This window comes from Microbacterium sp., from assembly GCF_031178445.1.
GTDB lineage: Bacteria > Actinomycetota > Actinomycetes > Actinomycetales > Microbacteriaceae > Microbacterium.
In genome coordinates, this window is sequence record NZ_JAPSIY010000011.1 from 73,485 (window position 1) to 88,716 (window position 15,232).

The 15,232-nt window shown below is 67.4% G+C and carries 15 protein-coding genes and 1 pseudogene; 12 read left to right on the plus strand and 4 right to left on the minus strand.

Annotated features, from left to right (window positions below; genetic code table 11):
* Positions 1-23 precede the first annotated feature (23 nt).
* The 4 genes from RIN43_RS14570 (at position 24) to RIN43_RS14585 (ending at position 4,310) form a co-directional block, all read left to right on the plus strand.
* On the plus strand, positions 24-1,484 hold the full coding sequence (locus RIN43_RS14570) for an anion permease (protein WP_309129648.1): 1,461 nt from the start codon (positions 24-26) through the stop codon (positions 1,482-1,484).
* Positions 1,481-1,816 carry a peptidase gene (locus tag RIN43_RS14575; protein ID WP_309129649.1) on the plus strand — a complete coding sequence of 112 codons (336 nt, stop codon included), beginning with the start codon at positions 1,481-1,483 and terminating at the stop codon, positions 1,814-1,816. The genes RIN43_RS14570 and RIN43_RS14575 overlap by 4 nt, the downstream gene beginning before the upstream one ends.
* Positions 1,817-1,879: 63 nt before the next feature.
* Positions 1,880-2,797 (plus strand): phosphodiesterase, encoded by a 918-nt coding sequence (locus RIN43_RS14580; RefSeq protein ID WP_309129650.1) that lies wholly within the window; start codon positions 1,880-1,882, stop codon positions 2,795-2,797.
* 52 nt (positions 2,798-2,849) lie between these two features.
* Positions 2,850-4,310, plus strand: a complete 1,461-nt coding sequence (locus tag RIN43_RS14585) for an aspartate ammonia-lyase (protein WP_309129651.1) — start codon at positions 2,850-2,852, stop codon at positions 4,308-4,310.
* Between the two features lie 100 nt (positions 4,311-4,410).
* Here the strand turns inward: RIN43_RS14585 and RIN43_RS14590 are convergent, their stop codons facing one another.
* Positions 4,411-5,280 carry a fumarylacetoacetate hydrolase family protein gene (locus tag RIN43_RS14590; RefSeq protein ID WP_309129652.1) on the minus strand — a complete coding sequence of 290 codons (870 nt, stop codon included), beginning with the start codon at positions 5,278-5,280 and terminating at the stop codon, positions 4,411-4,413.
* A 227-nt stretch (positions 5,281-5,507) separates the two neighbouring features.
* Between RIN43_RS14590 and RIN43_RS14595 the strand changes: the two genes are divergently transcribed.
* The gene (locus tag RIN43_RS14595; protein WP_309129653.1) at positions 5,508-6,731 is read left to right on the plus strand and encodes a PrsW family intramembrane metalloprotease; all 1,224 of its coding nucleotides are present in this window, start codon (positions 5,508-5,510) and stop codon (positions 6,729-6,731) included.
* A gap of 130 nt (positions 6,732-6,861) precedes the next feature.
* On the opposite strand, the gene RIN43_RS14600 is transcribed toward RIN43_RS14595, so the two are convergent.
* Together RIN43_RS14600 and RIN43_RS14605 are read right to left on the minus strand one after the other, a co-directional pair.
* Positions 6,862-7,569, minus strand: a complete 708-nt coding sequence (locus RIN43_RS14600) for a cache domain-containing protein (RefSeq protein WP_309129654.1) — start codon at positions 7,567-7,569, stop codon at positions 6,862-6,864.
* A gap of 34 nt (positions 7,570-7,603) precedes the next feature.
* Positions 7,604-8,413: a GntR family transcriptional regulator gene (locus RIN43_RS14605; RefSeq protein WP_309129655.1), complete on the minus strand. Its 810-nt coding sequence runs from the start codon at positions 8,411-8,413 to the stop codon at positions 7,604-7,606.
* A gap of 110 nt (positions 8,414-8,523) precedes the next feature.
* Between RIN43_RS14605 and RIN43_RS14610 the strand changes: the two genes are divergently transcribed.
* The 6 genes from RIN43_RS14610 to RIN43_RS14635 all read left to right on the plus strand — a co-directional run bounded on the left by RIN43_RS14610 (position 8,524) and on the right by RIN43_RS14635 (position 13,667).
* Positions 8,524-9,594 carry an ABC transporter ATP-binding protein gene (locus tag RIN43_RS14610; RefSeq protein WP_309129656.1) on the plus strand — a complete coding sequence of 357 codons (1,071 nt, stop codon included), beginning with the start codon at positions 8,524-8,526 and terminating at the stop codon, positions 9,592-9,594.
* Positions 9,595-9,632: 38 nt separating this feature from the next.
* Positions 9,633-10,820, plus strand: coding sequence for an extracellular solute-binding protein (locus RIN43_RS14615; RefSeq protein WP_309129657.1), 1,188 nt, complete (start codon positions 9,633-9,635; stop codon positions 10,818-10,820).
* Positions 10,821-10,892: 72 nt separating this feature from the next.
* A complete protein-coding gene (locus RIN43_RS14620) occupies positions 10,893-11,720 on the plus strand; it encodes an ABC transporter permease (RefSeq protein WP_309129658.1) in 828 nt (275 codons plus the stop codon).
* A 7-nt stretch (positions 11,721-11,727) separates the two neighbouring features.
* The gene (locus RIN43_RS14625; RefSeq protein ID WP_309129659.1) at positions 11,728-12,543 is read left to right on the plus strand and encodes an ABC transporter permease; all 816 of its coding nucleotides are present in this window, start codon (positions 11,728-11,730) and stop codon (positions 12,541-12,543) included.
* Between the two features lie 61 nt (positions 12,544-12,604).
* Positions 12,605-12,973, plus strand: a complete 369-nt coding sequence (locus RIN43_RS14630; RefSeq protein ID WP_309129660.1) for an FKBP-type peptidyl-prolyl cis-trans isomerase — start codon at positions 12,605-12,607, stop codon at positions 12,971-12,973.
* 145 nt (positions 12,974-13,118) lie between these two features.
* Positions 13,119-13,667, plus strand: a complete 549-nt coding sequence (locus tag RIN43_RS14635) for a YceI family protein (protein ID WP_309129661.1) — start codon at positions 13,119-13,121, stop codon at positions 13,665-13,667.
* A gap of 24 nt (positions 13,668-13,691) precedes the next feature.
* Here the strand turns inward: RIN43_RS14635 and RIN43_RS14640 are convergent, their stop codons facing one another.
* Positions 13,692-14,984, minus strand: a complete 1,293-nt coding sequence (locus RIN43_RS14640) for an MFS transporter (protein ID WP_309129662.1) — start codon at positions 14,982-14,984, stop codon at positions 13,692-13,694.
* Positions 14,985-15,143: 159 nt separating this feature from the next.
* On the opposite strand from RIN43_RS14640, the pseudogene rpsO reads away from it, so the two are divergent.
* Positions 15,144-15,232, plus strand: a pseudogene (gene rpsO, locus RIN43_RS14645) (30S ribosomal protein S15); the annotation flags it as partial.

Below are 15,232 nucleotides of genomic sequence, written 5' to 3' on the forward strand. Positions count from 1 at the left end.
GGCAGTCCCAACGAAAGAGAACGGTGGAAACCGCAGCCCTCATCGTCGTGCTGGTCATCGCGCTGGCACTGTTCTTCGACTTCACCAACGGGTTCCACGACACGGCGAACGCCATGGCGACCCCGATCGCGACCGGGGCACTCAAGCCCAAGACCGCGGTGCTCCTGGCCGCCGTCCTCAATCTGATCGGCGCGTTCCTCTCGACCGAGGTGGCCAAGACCGTCTCCGGCGGTATCGTCCGGGAAGAGGCGATCATTGAGATGGGCGCCGAGGTCTTCCTGCCGCTCATCTTCGCCGGCCTCATCGGCGCGATCACGTGGAACATGCTCACCTGGCTGCTCGGGCTGCCCTCCAGCTCTTCGCACGCGCTGTTCGGAGGCCTGATCGGAGCGACGCTCGTCGGCGTTGGCGCCACCGGCATCGACTTCGGCATGGTCCTGTCGAAGATCATCCTCCCCGCTGTCATCGCGCCCCTGACGGCAGGCATCATCGCGTTCGTGGCGACGAAGGTCGCCTATGCCGTCACACGCCGGTACGACGGCAAGCCGGACGGCCGCTCCGGTTTCCGTTGGGGCCAGATCTTCACGTCGTCCCTGGTGGCCCTCGCGCACGGCACCAACGACGCCCAGAAGACCATGGGTGTCATCACCCTCGCGCTCATCACGATCGGCTGGCAGTCCGCAACGCACCACGAGCCCGAGCTCTGGGTCATCGTGGCCTGCGCGTTCACAATCGCACTGGGCACGTACCTGGGCGGATGGCGCATCATCCGCACGCTCGGCAAGGGCCTCACCGAGGTCAAGCCGGCGCAGGGCTTCTCGGCTGAGAGCTCGACGGCTGCGACGATCCTCGCCTCCAGCGCCCTGGGCTTCGCCCTCTCGACGACTCAGGTCGCCTCGGGATCGGTGATCGGATCGGGGCTCGGCCGCCGCGGGTCGACGGTGCGCTGGCGCACTGCCGGCCGTATCGGCATCGGCTGGCTCCTGACCCTTCCCGCCGCGGGCGGGGTCGGCGCCCTTGCGGCCCTGCTGGTGATCTGGCTGGGCAACTGGGGCGTCGCCATCGACGCGGTGCTCGCCCTGGCCGTCATCATCGGGCTGTTCCTCTTCTCTCGCCGCGACGCCGTCACGCATGCCAACGCGATGAGCGATGTCGCGGAGTCCGGGCTCGCGGTCGACCTCCCCGAGGTGCCCGGCCCGACACGCCGTCGCAGCCGCATGGAGCTCGTACGGGCGCTCGAGCGAGCCGAGCGGAAGGCCGATGAGGCGGAGAAGGCCGCGCGGCGGGCCAAGAAGCTCAAGAAGGCCGGTGGGTCACCGAGCGAGATCAAGGCCGCGCGCAAAGCCGCCGATAAGGCCGCGAAGAAGTATGCGGAAGCCGAGAAGGCCGCTCACGAGTGGGAGGTCCTGAGCGCCAGCCGCCGCGCCCGCGCCAAGCTCGCGGAGTGGGATCTGTCGGTGGATGAGCAGGAGGATGCACGATGAGCGTCGAGATCGACTGGCTCGCGTTCCTGAACGTCTTCATCGCCGCGCTGCTCGGCGCGGGGGCCATCGTGCTGTTCTACGCGGTGGGGCTGCGGATGCTGGTCCGCAGCGGCCGCGTGCCCGTGGTCACACCGGCCGAGTTCACCGATGCGATCACCGTGCTCTCCGAGAAGGAGATCAGGAAGGCGGAGAAGCAGGCGGCGAAGGCCGCGCGCAAGAACCCGCTGACCGAGGGGCAGAAGACGCTCGCGTTCGTCGCCGCGCTCGGATGCTTCGCGCTGTGCGCGGCCGCGGTGATCGGCGGCATCCTGATCATCGTCATCGGGCACTGAGCCGTGTAGGGGCCGTGGCCGGCGCAGCCACGGCGCGTCCCAGCCTGGTCGTAGGCTGGGCGCATGCTCGAGCAGCCCGTCTTCGGACGCCACCAGCCGGCGTCGCACACGATCATCCATCTCAGCGACCCGCACTTCCTCGCCGACGGCGCGCGTCACGCCGGGGGAGCCGACTCCGAGGGCAACCTCGAGCACACTCTGGCGGCCGTCAGGCGCGTGCACCCGCATCCGTCCGCGATCGTCGTAACGGGCGATCTGACCGACTTCGGCGAGCCCGACGCGTACCGGCGTCTGCGCGCGGCGCTGGAGCCTGTGGGGGCGGAACTGGGCTGCCCGCTGATCTGGGTCGCGGGCAATCACGACGAGCGGCCGGCGCTGCGAGCGGAGCTGCTCGATTCCGAGCCGACCGAGGAGCCCGTCACAGGGGTGTGGGATCTCGACGGACTGCGGTTGGTCGCGCTGGACACCAGCGTGCCCGGATGGCATCACGGCGACATCGACGAGGCGCAGCGCGCGTGGCTCTCCGATGTGCTCAGCGATCCGGCACCGCATGGCACCCTGCTCGCGATGCATCACCCCCCGCTGCCCGCACATGTGCCGCTGTTCGACATCCTCGAGCTGCGTCATCAGGACGAGCTCGCCGAGGTGATCCGCGGTACGGACGTGCGCGGGATCCTCGCAGGCCATCTGCACTATTCCTCGTCCGGCATGTTCGCGGGGGTCCCGGTGAGCGTGGCCTCGTCGACCTGCTACACGATGAACCTCGGCCGGCCGGCTGCGGAGGTCAACGGCATGGACGCGGCACAGTCGTTCCAGCTCGTGCACGTGCGTCCCGAGACCGTGACGCACACCGTTGTGCCCGTCGCCGAGGCCCCCACCGGCGACTACTTCAGCGAGGAGTGGCTGCGCGAGATGGCTGCACTGACGCCCGAGGAGCGCCTTCAGGCGTTCTCGCGCAAGCCGCCTCGCGCCCGGGCGTAGACTGGACGGCATCCCCCATGATCCCGTTAGCCACCACCCACAAGGAAGTGACATGGCCGCCGATGCGCCTGCCCTGACCCGAACTGAGACCGATTCCCTCGGAAGCATGGAGATCCCCGCCGACGCCTACTGGGGGGTGCACACCGCGCGTGCCGATGCGAACTTCCCGATCACGAAGCGTCCCATCTCGGTCTATCCGGATCTCATCCGCGCGCTGGCCATGGTCAAGCAGGCCAGCGCACGCGCGAACAAGGAGATCGGCGTGCTCGACGCCGATCGCGCAGACCTCATCGACCGCGCTTCGCAGCGGGTGATCGACGGCGAGTTCCACGATCAGTTCACGGTCGGCGTCATCCAGGGCGGCGCCGGCACCTCGACGAACATGAATGCGAACGAGGTGATCACCAACATCGCGCTCGAGCTGGCCGGCCGCGAGAAGGGCGACTACGCCTACCTCTCGCCGATCGACCACACCAACCGCAGTCAGTCGACCAACGACGTGTACCCGACCGCGGTGAAGATCGGCCTGTCGCTCAACCTGCGCTCGCTGCTCGACGAGCTCGACCTTCTCCGACGGGCCTTCCTGGCGAAGTCGGGTGAGTTCCACGACATCCTCAAGGTCGGGCGAACCCAGCTGCAGGATGCGGTGCCGATGACGCTGGGGCAGGAGTTCCACGGCTTCGCCACCACGCTCGGCGAGGACCACAGCCGCCTGACCGAGAACGCCTCGCTGCTGACCGAGATCAACATGGGCGCCACAGCCATCGGCACGGGGATCACGACCCATCCCGATTACGCGCCGACCGTGCTGCGCCACCTGCGCGAGATCAGCGGGCTCGACCTCAGCACGGCGACAGACCTCGTCGAGGCGACCAGCGACACCGGAGCGTTCATGTCGTTCTCGTCGTCGCTGAAGCGCAACGCGATCAAGCTCTCGAAGATCTGCAACGATCTTCGTCTGCTCTCCTCCGGTCCGCAGGCAGGCTTCGGGGAGATCAACCTCCCCGCCATGCAGGCCGGTTCCAGCATCATGCCCGGCAAGGTCAACCCCGTCATCCCCGAGGCCGTCAACCAGGTCGCGTTCGCCGTGGCCGGCGCCGATGTCACGGTGACGATGGCGGTCGAGGGCGGACAGCTGCAGCTGAACGCCTTCGAGCCGGTGATCGCACACTCGATCTTCCAGTCGATCACGTGGATGCGTCAGGCGATGTGGACGCTGCGGGTCAACTGCGTCGAGGGCATCACCGCCAACCGCGACCGACTCGGCGCGATGGTGGGAGCCTCGGTCGGCGTGGTCACCGCCCTCACGCCGTTCATCGGCTACGCGGCGTCCGCGGCGCTGGCGAAGACCGCGCTGCTCACCAACCGCAACATCGCCGATCTCGTCGTCGAGGCGGGCCTGATGACGAGGGAAGAGGTCATGAAGCAGATCTCGCCGGCGCGTCTGTCCGGTCTCGAGACGGTCACCTCGACGATCGATGTCATCGCGGCCGAGGACGTCGCGCAGAACTGATCTCCGCTCACGTGGAAGAGGCGGGTGCCGGATGGCACCCGCCTCTTCTGCGTTCGTGACCGCGGCGCTGGGGGTGAGGCCGCGGCGGGGATTCCGCTGATCAGCCCAGGATCCGGCAGTGCGTCGTCAGTTCGCCGATGCCGTCGATTCCCACCGTGACGGTGGAGCGGTCGCGCAGGAAGATCTGCGGGTCACGCGAGTAACCGGCGCCGCCGGGGCTGCCAGTGGAGATCAGAGTACCGGGCAGCAGGGTGATCGATGTCGAGAGGTGAGCGATGAGCGTCGCCACGGAGCGCACCATCTGCCCGGTCGAGGCGTCCTGAACGGTGTGCCCGTCGATCACGGTCCAGATGTGCAGATCCTGCGGGTCCGGCACCTCGTCGGCGGTGACCGCGAACGGCCCGGTCGGGGTGAAGCCGTCGAAGGACTTGCATCGTGACCACTGCGCCTCGGCGAACTGGATGTCGCGCGCCGTGATGTCGTTCACGACGGTGTAACCCCAGACCGCGTCGAGTGCGTCCTCGGCCGAGACGTCCTTGACGGGGCGCCCGATGATCACGCCCAGCTCGGCCTCGTAGTCGACCGATTCGCTGAGGGTGCGAGGCCAGGCGGTGGTCTGCCCGTGGCCCGACAGCGAGTTCGGCCACAGGGTGAACACCGTGGGGGCGGTGTCGGTCTTCAACCCGAGCTCGCTGGAATGGGCAGCGTAGTTCAGTCCGACCGCGAGAACGGCAGGCGGCGCGATCACCGCGGAAGCGAAGCCGAAGCCGGCGAGCGGATGCCGCGGTGCGTCGCTCTGAGCGAGCGCGCCACGCAGCCGGTCGAGAAGGTCGTCGCCGCCTTCGATGAGAGCCTGCAGGGTCGGCGGGGCGGGGGAGAGGAGGTCGCTGACGAGTATGGCGTCCTCGCCGTCGACGACGGCGAGATGGACGGAGTCGGACTCGGGAGCGCGCAGATGGGCAAACCGCATCCCTCTACGCTACCGGGCATTGCCGCGGTGACACCTCAGGCGACCTCTAGGCTTTCAGCATGAGCTTTGGAGGAGAGCCCCCCGTGTATTCGCCGCCGCCAGCGGGGGATCCGCCCCGGTCGTCGCAGCCTCCCTCGCACTCCGCTGATGGAGAGTCCGCCGGTCAGCCTCCTCAGCCGCGGTACGGTCAGCCGCCGCAGCCGCTGTACGGTCGGCCTCCTCAGCCGGTGTACGGTCAGCCTCCGTATCCCGTGTACGGTCAGCCGCCTCGGCCGCCGGCCCACGGCGGTTTCGCCTCGGCTTTCGACAGGGCGGCGGGATTCGCGGCGCCGCCGCCGCCGCAGGCGCCCTCGCCCGCGCCGGCGATGCCGGCGCTGCCGCTGCCCGCGCGCAAGGGCCGCTCGGCGTCGATCTGGGTCTTCGGCGTGCTCGGCTTCGCGATGCTGGCCCTGATCGCCTACTTCGCCATCATGCTGGGCACTGCGGCATCCGTCATCGGCATGGTGCTCGCGCTTGTTCCGCTGGCGATCGTGCTCTTCGGCGTTCGGCTCATCGATCGCTGGGAGCCCGAACCGCGGAGCCTGGTGATCTTCGCACTGACATGGGGCGCCGTCGCATCGATCGGCCTCACGCTGTTGTTCGACCTCGCGCTCACCGTCGCGGTCGGCATGAGGAATGACTTCTTCAGCGCCGTCATCCAGGCCCCGATCGTGGAGGAGATCACCAAGGGGCTCGGAGTCTTCCTTGTCTTCGTGATCGGTCGCCGAGCCTTCGACGGACCGGTCGACGGTGTCGTCTACGGCGCGCTGGTCGGCGCGGGGTTCGCGTTCACCGAGAACATCCAGTACTTCGGCATCAGCCTCATCGAGGGGGGTGCGCTGCAGCTCACAGTGACGTTCGTCCTTCGCGGGCTGGTGTCGCCGTTCGCACACGCGATGTTCACCGCGCTGACCGGATTCGCCATGGGTCTCGCCGCACGCAGGGGCAGTGGCGCCGCCGGCGTCATCGGCACGGGCGCGCTTGGACTGCTCGGCGCGATCGCGCTGCACGCCTTCTGGAACGGGTCGTCGCTGCTCGGCGACTTCCTGCTTCTCTACCTCACGACGCAGGTGCCGCTGTTCGCGGGCTTCATCCTCGCCATCATCGCGCTGCGCCGGGAGGAGGCCAGACTCACCAAGGCACGACTGGATGACTACGCCGCCGCAGGCTGGTTCACGCCTCAGGAGGTGGTCATGCTGGCCACGCCGGCTGGACGCAGAGCGGGGATGCAATGGGCCGCCGGTCTACGCGGCGATCGCCGGCCGCTGATGCGCTCGTTCATCCATGACGCGGCTGCCCTGGCCGCGGTGCGCCAGCGTGCCCTGCACGGTCACGACGCCTTCGCTGCTGCCGATGAGCAGGTGCTGCTGATGCGCGCGAGGGCGACGCGAGCGCAGCTGCTGGCCTACTGAATCCGGTCGAAGCAAGACTCAGCGCCCGGTGCTGCGGCGATGCCTGCTGGTCTCCCGGGCGCTGAGTTGATCTTCTGACAGACTGCACGCGACCGGAGTGGATGTCAAGAGTCGCTGTGGCCGCCGCCACTCAGAGGTCTTCGACGATCACATCCAGCGCGACCCCCGCGCAGGAGATGCGCGGGAGATCGGCGAGCCTGCTGCCGCGCACGGAATCGCCGGTGGCGCATCGCGGGTCGGTGGAGACCACGACGCGACCCACTCCGTTGGTCAGGGTGACCTGCTGGCCAAGCGCCGCGAACCGCGGAGTGAGTTCGCGCTCGACCTCCGAGACCAGCAGGTCCAGGCCCGCCACGCCGAGATGCGTCCCGTCCGCGATGGCGGGCACGGCGATGGTGATGGTGTACTCGTCGCTGCACAGGTAGTCGACGTAGGGTCCGGCGACATGCGGCTCGCCTGTCGACATGGGAACGCGGTACCACTCGAGTTCGCTGTAGTCGATGTGCTCTTTGTTCACCGACTGCGAGGCGAGCACCAACTGGCGACGTTCCGCGCCCTGCCACCAGGCCAGGTGGCTGTGCGCGTCGGAGAGGACGTCGATCGCGGCGATGAATCCCGCGCCGTACACGGGCACGTCCTCGAGGTCGAGCGTGCGCAGCGCATACGGCTCGACGAGGGAGTCCAGCTTGGCGCGGGTGAGGGCGCCGTCCTGAAGCGCCGTCGCCAGTTCGTGCGACACCGGTTCGATCCAGCTGAGCAGCATCCGGATGGGATCGCCGAAGTACTCCTCGACGATCTTCGCCGCGGCCGCCGGGGTGGTGGGGGTCCTGGTGCTCATCGCGTCCTCCTGTGCACGTCGATGGGGGTGCCGGTCATGGGGATTCCCGGAGGGTGATCTGGAGCTCGATCAGTGCGTCGATGACCTCGGCGACCATGGCCTCAGTGCGCCGCCCGGCCTCGTCCTGCCTGCCTTCTTCGACGGCGTCGATCACCGCGATGAGACTGTCGGCCTGCCGACGCAGCCCCGCAGTGTCGGGTCCTACGAGCCGCAGGTAGGGAGAGAACTCGGCCTGCAGCTTCATCTGCTCCCTGGTGAGCCGGGCGGACTGACTGAGGGATACGAGCTCCACCTGCACGTCGTCGATCAGACGACGCTGCTGCTCCGGGTCGAGCTCCTCCAGCCGTTCCAGACGGGCGCGCACATGGCCTGCCTCGCTCGGGTCCGCTCGGCGAGCGGCCAGCCGCACGGCCGACGCCGTGATCGCCGCATAGTGCGCCCCCATGTCGCGTAGCGCGAGCCGCGACGTCGTCCGCAGTTCCGCGCGGGTGAACGCCAGCGGATCGGCATCGTCGGCGACGAAGCTGCCGCCGTGGCGGCCGCGCCTCGTCACGATCAAGCCGCGACCCCGCACGGCCAGCAGTGCTTCACGCACCGTCACAGGCGCGACGCCGAAGCTGCGCGCCAGCTCCGACTCCGAAGGCAGACGCTCTCCCGCGCGCAGATGTCCGCGGTTGATCGCGTCCACCAGCCGGCGCTCCACCAGTTCGGCGCGCCCCTCATCTCCGATCGGCTGGAAGAGCGCGCCCTGAAGACGGTGGGGCTGACGAGTGCGTGTCGGCTCGGAGGCCGCTCCGGACGGCGCGCTGGACTCGATCCCGGGCGACGACGTCAGCGAGTCCATGTGGGGATTCTTTCATCTCGAGCACGTCATTGCGAGCACTTGAAATATGTCCTACGGTTTTATATGTTTACGAAACCTTCCTAGTTCGATGAGGATCGAGGAGCACGAACATGACGCTTGCCGCACGCACCGCACCGTCGGCGACCGAGCACACCGCCCGCGCGGGCAGCGTGTCGTTGCGGGGGCTGACCAAGTCCTTCGGGGAGTTCACCGCCGTTCGTGAGCTCGACCTGGACGTGGCGCCGGGCGAGTTCCTGTCGATGCTCGGTCCGTCGGGCTCGGGTAAGACGACGGTGCTCCGCGTCATCGCGGGCTTCGAGGACGCGACCTCTGGCAGTGTGCTGCTGTCGGGCAAGGATGTCACCCGTACGCCGCCGCACTCTCGTGACGTCAACACCGTCTTCCAGGACTACGCGCTGTTCCCGCACCTGAGCATCGCCGAGAACGTCGGCTACGGACTGCGGGTGCGGGGCACCTCGAAAGCGGCTCGCGGGGAGCAGGTGTCTGAATCACTGCGCCGCGTCCGTCTCGACCACGTCGCGGACAGGTTGCCCCACCAGCTCTCCGGAGGGCAGCGGCAGCGTATCGCTCTGGCGAGAGCGCTGATCCTTCGCCCGCAGGTGCTGCTGCTCGACGAACCGCTCGGTGCGCTCGACAAGCAGCTCCGCGAACAGATGCAGATCGAGCTCAAGCAGATCCAGCGCGAAGTCGGCATCACCTTCATCTTCGTCACTCACGATCAGGAGGAGGCGCTCACCCTGAGCGATCGGGTGGCAGTGTTCAACAACGGACGCATCGAGCAGGTCGGCAGCGCCCGCGAGGTGTACGAGGATCCGCAGACCGAGTTCGTCGCCCGGTTCCTCGGCCTGTCCAACCTCATCGAGGGCGATCTCGCCGACGAGCTCACCGGCGACCGGCGCACCATGAGCATCCGCCCGGAGCGCGTGCGGCTGCAGGCGCCGTCCGATCCCCTGGCAGATGGAGACGTCGGGCTTCTCGGAGCCGTCAAGGAGATCGTCTACACCGGCCCGGCGACCCGCTACCTCATCGCGGCCGACGCCGGCATGGACCTCATCGCCGAACGCCCCAACTCCGACCGGCCCGCGCAGCAGCATGTCCTGCGGCGCGGAGACCACGTGCGCGCCGTGTGGACCCCCTTGCACGCCGCGCGACTCCCCTGAACCCAGCCGAAATCCGCAGATCACGAAGGAGCGATCCCATGCGAAAGAAGATCCTGGCCACCACGGCGGTGGCCGCAGCAGCAATCCTCACCCTGTCCGGCTGTTCCGGGGCGGGTGCGCCCGCGGCCGGAGGCGGCGACGGACAGCTCGAGATCGACGTGCCCGACATCCCGATGATGGAGGAGCTCGGAGAGAACGAGGGCGAGGTGAACATCATCGCCTGGTCGGGCTTCGTGGAGCCCGCATGGAGCGACGAGTTCACGGAGATGACCGGATGCACGGTCAATCGCCGCGTGGCCGGCACCAGCGACGAGATGGTCCAGCTGATGCGCACGGGCGATTACGATCTGGTCTCTGCATCCGGCGACGCCAGCCTGCGGTTGATCGCCGGTGGTGACGTCCAGCCTCTGAACCTCGATCTGATCCCCAACTTCGGCGATGACATCGTCGAAGGGATGAAGGGGCAGATCTACGACACCATCAACGGCCAGTCCTACGGCATCCCTATCGGACGCGGGGCGAACATCCTGCAGTACAACAGCGACGTGGTCACCGAGGAGCCGACCAGCTGGGATGTCGCCTGGGAGAAGGACAGCCCGTACGCGGGCAAGGTCATCGCGTACGACGCGCCCATCTACATCGCCGACGCTGCGGTGTACCTGATGGCGCACGAGCCGGAGCTCGGCATCAAGAACCCGTACGCGCTCGACCAGAAGCAGCTGGACGCCGCTGTCGACCTGCTCAAGCAGCAGAACGAGATCGTCTCCGAGTACTGGGCCGATCCGGCCGCGCAGATCACGTCGTTCGCGGGAGGCACGACCGTCGTCGGCACGTCGTGGGAGGTGCTGCGCAAGCTCACGGAGGACGAGAAGTTCAAGAGCGTGCTGCCTGAGGAGGGCTCGACCGGATGGTCCGACGCCTGGATGCTGGCCGTGGAGTCGAAGAACCCCAACTGCGCGTACGCGTGGATGGACTACGCCTCCTCTCCTGATGTGAACGGCGCGATCGCCATGAACTTCGGCATGGCGCCGGCGAACGCCGCGTTCTGCGAGACGAGTGACGAGGCCAAGGCTCACTGCGAGTACTACAACGCCACGAACGAGGAGTACTTCAAGAAGGTGTGGTTCTGGACCACCCCGATCGAGCAGTGCATCGACGGCCGAACCGACGTCACCTGCACCAACTTCCAGCAGTGGACCGACGCCTGGTTGTCCGTCAAGGGCTGACCTCCACACCGTCCGGGGCGCGGACCGCCAGGCTCGCGCCCCGGACACCGACTCGACCACGACAGGATCGACATGAAGCGCCGCGCACGGATCGCGGGCCTGCTGGCCCTGCCGATGACCTGGCTCATCGGCATCTACATCTTCTCGCTCGTGATGCTGCTGATCACCGCCTTCTGGGTGACCGACCCGTTCACTTCCAAGGTGAAGCCCGGCTTCACGATGCGCAACTTCGAACAGCTCGTCGCCAATCCGGCGTACCTGTCGACGTCCCTTCGCACACTGGGGATCGCCCTGGGAGTGACGGCCCTCGCGATCGTGATCTCGGTGCCGCTGGGCATCTTCATGGCGAAGGTCGCCTCGCCGTGGCTGCGTGCCGTGCTCGCCGTGTCCATCACCCTCCCGCTGTGGGCCGGATACCTGGTGAAGGTGCTCGCCATGCGCATCACTTTCACCCAGGAGGGCTTCTTCAACTGGATGCTCTCGCCGCTGGGCATCGAAGGCCCAGGCTTCGCGCTCGTCACGGTGGTGCTGACTCTGACCTACCTGTGGCTGCCGTACATGGCGGTGCCGGTGTACACCGCGATCCGCCAGTTGCCCCCGAACCTCTTCGATGCCTCGGCCGATCTCGGAGCCGGATCGTGGCGCACCGTCCGCACCGTCGTGCTGCCCCTGATCAGGCCGGCGATCATCGCCGGCTCCGTGTTCACGTTCTCGCTGAGCCTCGGCGACTATCTGGTGGCCAAGTTCGTCGGCGGGGACACGCAGATGATCGGAAGCGTGATCGCCTCGAACATCAACCTCAACCCCCCGCTCGCCGCCGCCTTCTCACTCGTGCCGATCGCCTTCGTCGTCGTCTATCTGGTGAGCGTGCAGCGCACCGGCGCCCTGGAAAGGATGTGAGCGCACCATGTTGAGACTCTCGCGCACCTCGAAGCTCGTCCTCGGGGCGATCGTCGCGGTCATCCTCGCCTTCATGTACGTCCCGCTGATGCTGGTGATCCTCAACTCGTTCAACGCCGCCCGCATCGCCAGCTGGCCCGTGGCGGGCTTCTCGCTCGAGTGGTGGGGGAAGGCGTTCACCAGCCGCCCCGTCCGCGATGCGCTGCTGAACTCGGTGCTCGTCGCGGCCGGTGCCACCGTCATCGCGGTGGTGCTCGGCACCCTGGTCGCCTTCGCGCTGCAGCGGTACCGCTTCTTCGGTCAGCGCACCGTGAACCTTCTCGTGGTGCTGCCCATCGCGCTGCCGGGAATCGTCACCGGTGTGGCGCTGAACAACACCTACAACCAGATGCTGGAGCCGATCGGCATCCAGGTCGGCTTCTACGGCATGATCATCGCGCACGGCACCTTCTGCATCGTCATGGTCTTCAACAACGTGCTGGCGAGGCTGCGTCGCCTGAATCCCAGCATCGAGGAGGCGTCGAAGGATCTCGGAGCCACCCCGTGGCAGACCTTCCGGCTCGTCACCTTTCCGCAGTTCCGCAGCGCGCTCGTCGCCGGCGCGATCCTCGCCTTCGCGCTCAGCTTCGACGAGGTGTACGTGACGATCTTCACCGCGCCGCCCGGTGTCGACACCCTGCCGCTGTGGATCATGAACCAGATGGCCAGGCCCAACGAGGCGAACGTCGTGAACGTCGTCGCCACGATCGTGATCCTGGCATCGTTCATCCCGGTGTGGGTGTCGCAGCGTCTGGCCAGAGACGTCAGTGAGCGTGACGGCTGATTTCGCCCTCAGCGGAGCGGCTGCGTTGACCACGGACTACGACCTCGGGTTGGATGTACCCATGACTGAACGCACGAAGCCCGAGTTCGACGCCCCGACCGGTCCCGCGCCCGCGGAGCTCGTCATCCGCGACATCATCACCGGCGACGGTGACGAGGCCAAGCCCGGCGACACTGTCACCGTGCACTATGCCGGTGTCGAATTCGACTCGGGCGAGGAGTTCGACTCCTCGTGGGGTCGCGGCGAGACCATCCAGTTCCCGTTGCGCGGGCTCATCCAGGGGTGGCAGGACGGCATCCCGGGAATGAAGGTCGGCGGAAGGCGAGAGCTCGTCATCCCGCCGCACCTGGCTTATGGCCCCGCAGGCGCAGGCCACTTCCTGTCGGGCAAGACGCTGATCTTCATCATCGACCTGGTCGCCGTGGGCTGATCGGTCGCCGTCGGCAAAGCGTCTCCGAGCCCCCGTCCGCACTTCGCGGACGGGGGCTTTTCGCAACCCGGGAATATATGCATCTGCATGTAAGTTGGGACTCTGTGTGCAGCAGGATGCGGCACCGAGTTCTGAGGAGAAACACATGTCGATCGAGATTCCCGGCTACCGTCCCGGCACCTGGGTACTGGACCCTTCGCACAGCGAGGTCACCTTCAGCGTGCGCCACATGATGATCTCGAAGGTGCGAGGCACCTTCGGGATCAAGGAGGCGACGCTGGTCGCGCCCGAGAACCCGCTCGAAGCCAAGGTCGAGGCGAAGGTCGATGTGACATCCGTCGACACCAACGACAAGAACCGCGACGCGCATCTGCGTTCCGCCGACTTCTTCGACGTCGAGAACCACCCCACCATGACGTTCGTCTCCACAGGCACACGCGTCCAGGGCGGCGACTTCTTCGTCGACGGAGATCTGACGATCCGCGGCATCACCAAGCCGGTGAGCTTCGAGTTCGACTTCGGCGGCTTCGGGCAGGACCCGTACGGCAACTACAAGGCGGGCGCTTCGGCGACCACCGTCATCAACCGCGAGGACTTCGGGCTGACCTGGAACGCCGCGCTCGAGACCGGCGGCGTGCTCGTCGGCAAGGAGATCACGATCGGACTCGACCTGCAGGGTGCGCTGCGGTCCTGAATCCGGCGCCGGATCCCGGGCCCGTCAGGGCTCGGGATCCAGCGCGTCGTAATCGCGGAAACGCGGCGTGAGCCGCGCGAGCACCGCGGCGATGCCGATCACCAGGAACCCGCCGAGCAGGGGAGGGAACCACAGTGACGTCAACGTGGCCAGGCTTCCGGCGTACAGCGCGCCGACGCGAGGGCCCCCGGCCACCACGATGATGAACACTCCTTGCAGCCGGCCCCGTATCGCATCCGGCACCGCGGCCTGCATCATGGTGTTGCGGTATATGGAGCTGATGTTGTCGCAGGCGCCTGAGAGCGCGAGCGCGACGCACGCGGCGCCGATCAGTGCGAGATTCGGTGAACCCTCTGAGGCCGGCGGGAGGAACACGCCGGCCAGCAGCACACATCCGAACAGGGCGACGGCGGCGCCATAGGCCTGGACCGCACGGGCGATGCCCCGCCCATGCCAGCGATACTGCACGACGCGACCGGAGAACAGGCTCGATCCGAACGTGCCGACGGCCACCGCTGCCGTGAGCACCCCGGTCGTGATCGCTCCGCCGCCGAGCAGTACGGTGCCGAGCGCCGGGAACAGCGCCAGCGGCTGTCCGAATGTCATCGCGGTGATGTCCATGAGGTACTGCATGCGGATGTTTCCCGCTCGTCGCAGGAACCGCCATCCGTCGACCAGTGAGGCGAGGCCGGGGCGCACGATGTCGCCCTCCGGCCGCAGCGACGGCAGAGTCAACAGCCCGAGGAACATCGACAGCATCAGCACGACGTCGATCGTGTATGTCCAGCCGAATCCCGTGAGCGCGACCAGCATCCCGGCGACTGCCGGGCCCACCATGACGGTCAAGCCGAACGAGATGCCGTTGAGCGCGGAGGCGGCGGCCAGCTGGTCACGTGGAATCAGCCGCGGCACGATCGCGGTTCGCGTCGCCATGCCGACAGAGTTGGCGGCCGCGATGATCATGCTCAGCGCGTAGAGCCACCAGATCGTCTCGGTGCGCGTCCAGGTGAGTCCGGCGAGCAGTGCTGTCGAGGCGAACGCGACGGATGCCGAGACGAGTGCGACCCTGCGCCGATCGAACGCGTCGGCGAGCATGCCGCCGTAGAGTCCGGCGAGGATCATCGGCACGAGTCCGGCGACCGCGATCATCGACACGGCGAACGTGCTCGCCGTGAGCTCGAACACGTGCAGCATGACCGTGACGATCGTCAGCTGGCCGCCGATCCCGGCCAGGGAGGAACCGATCCACATCCGCGCGAAGGCGGGCGATGACCGCAGAGGAGAGATGTCGATCAGGTGGCCGCGAGAGAACTGCACCCACTGAGGCTACCGAGTGATCGGCGGCGCGGAGCCGGTCGAGCGGAGCGCTCGGCGCCTGGTAGACTGTTTCGGTTGCCGTTTGATCGGCCGCGGATAAAGAGAGCCTGCGCATCCGGCGTCGGGCACCGCGCAACAAGCAGAGAGGGGATCGAATCTATGGCACTGGAAGCAGACGTCAAGAAGGCGATCATCGAAGAGTACGCGACGCACCCCGGTGACACCGGATCCCCCGAGGTGCAGGTCGC

Excerpts from the sequence above, each read along its gene's own strand:
- RIN43_RS14630 (WP_309129660.1), top strand. The coding sequence starts at position 12,605 with ATGACTGAACGCACGAAGCCCGAGTTCGACGCCCCGACCGGTCCCGCG.
- RIN43_RS14600 (WP_309129654.1), bottom strand. The coding sequence starts at position 7,569 with ATGAGCACCAGGACCCCCACCACCCCGGCGGCCGCGGCGAAGATCGTC.
- RIN43_RS14590 (WP_309129652.1), bottom strand. The coding sequence starts at position 5,280 with ATGCGGTTTGCCCATCTGCGCGCTCCCGAGTCCGACTCCGTCCATCTC.
- RIN43_RS14575 (WP_309129649.1), top strand. The coding sequence starts at position 1,481 with ATGAGCGTCGAGATCGACTGGCTCGCGTTCCTGAACGTCTTCATCGCC.
- RIN43_RS14610 (WP_309129656.1), top strand. The coding sequence starts at position 8,524 with ATGACGCTTGCCGCACGCACCGCACCGTCGGCGACCGAGCACACCGCC.
- RIN43_RS14585 (WP_309129651.1), top strand. The coding sequence starts at position 2,850 with ATGGCCGCCGATGCGCCTGCCCTGACCCGAACTGAGACCGATTCCCTC.
- RIN43_RS14580 (WP_309129650.1), top strand. The coding sequence starts at position 1,880 with ATGCTCGAGCAGCCCGTCTTCGGACGCCACCAGCCGGCGTCGCACACG.
- RIN43_RS14620 (WP_309129658.1), top strand. The coding sequence starts at position 10,893 with ATGAAGCGCCGCGCACGGATCGCGGGCCTGCTGGCCCTGCCGATGACC.
- RIN43_RS14625 (WP_309129659.1), top strand. The coding sequence starts at position 11,728 with ATGTTGAGACTCTCGCGCACCTCGAAGCTCGTCCTCGGGGCGATCGTC.
- RIN43_RS14615 (WP_309129657.1), top strand. The coding sequence starts at position 9,633 with ATGCGAAAGAAGATCCTGGCCACCACGGCGGTGGCCGCAGCAGCAATC.
- RIN43_RS14605 (WP_309129655.1), bottom strand. The coding sequence starts at position 8,413 with ATGGACTCGCTGACGTCGTCGCCCGGGATCGAGTCCAGCGCGCCGTCC.
- RIN43_RS14635 (WP_309129661.1), top strand. The coding sequence starts at position 13,119 with ATGTCGATCGAGATTCCCGGCTACCGTCCCGGCACCTGGGTACTGGAC.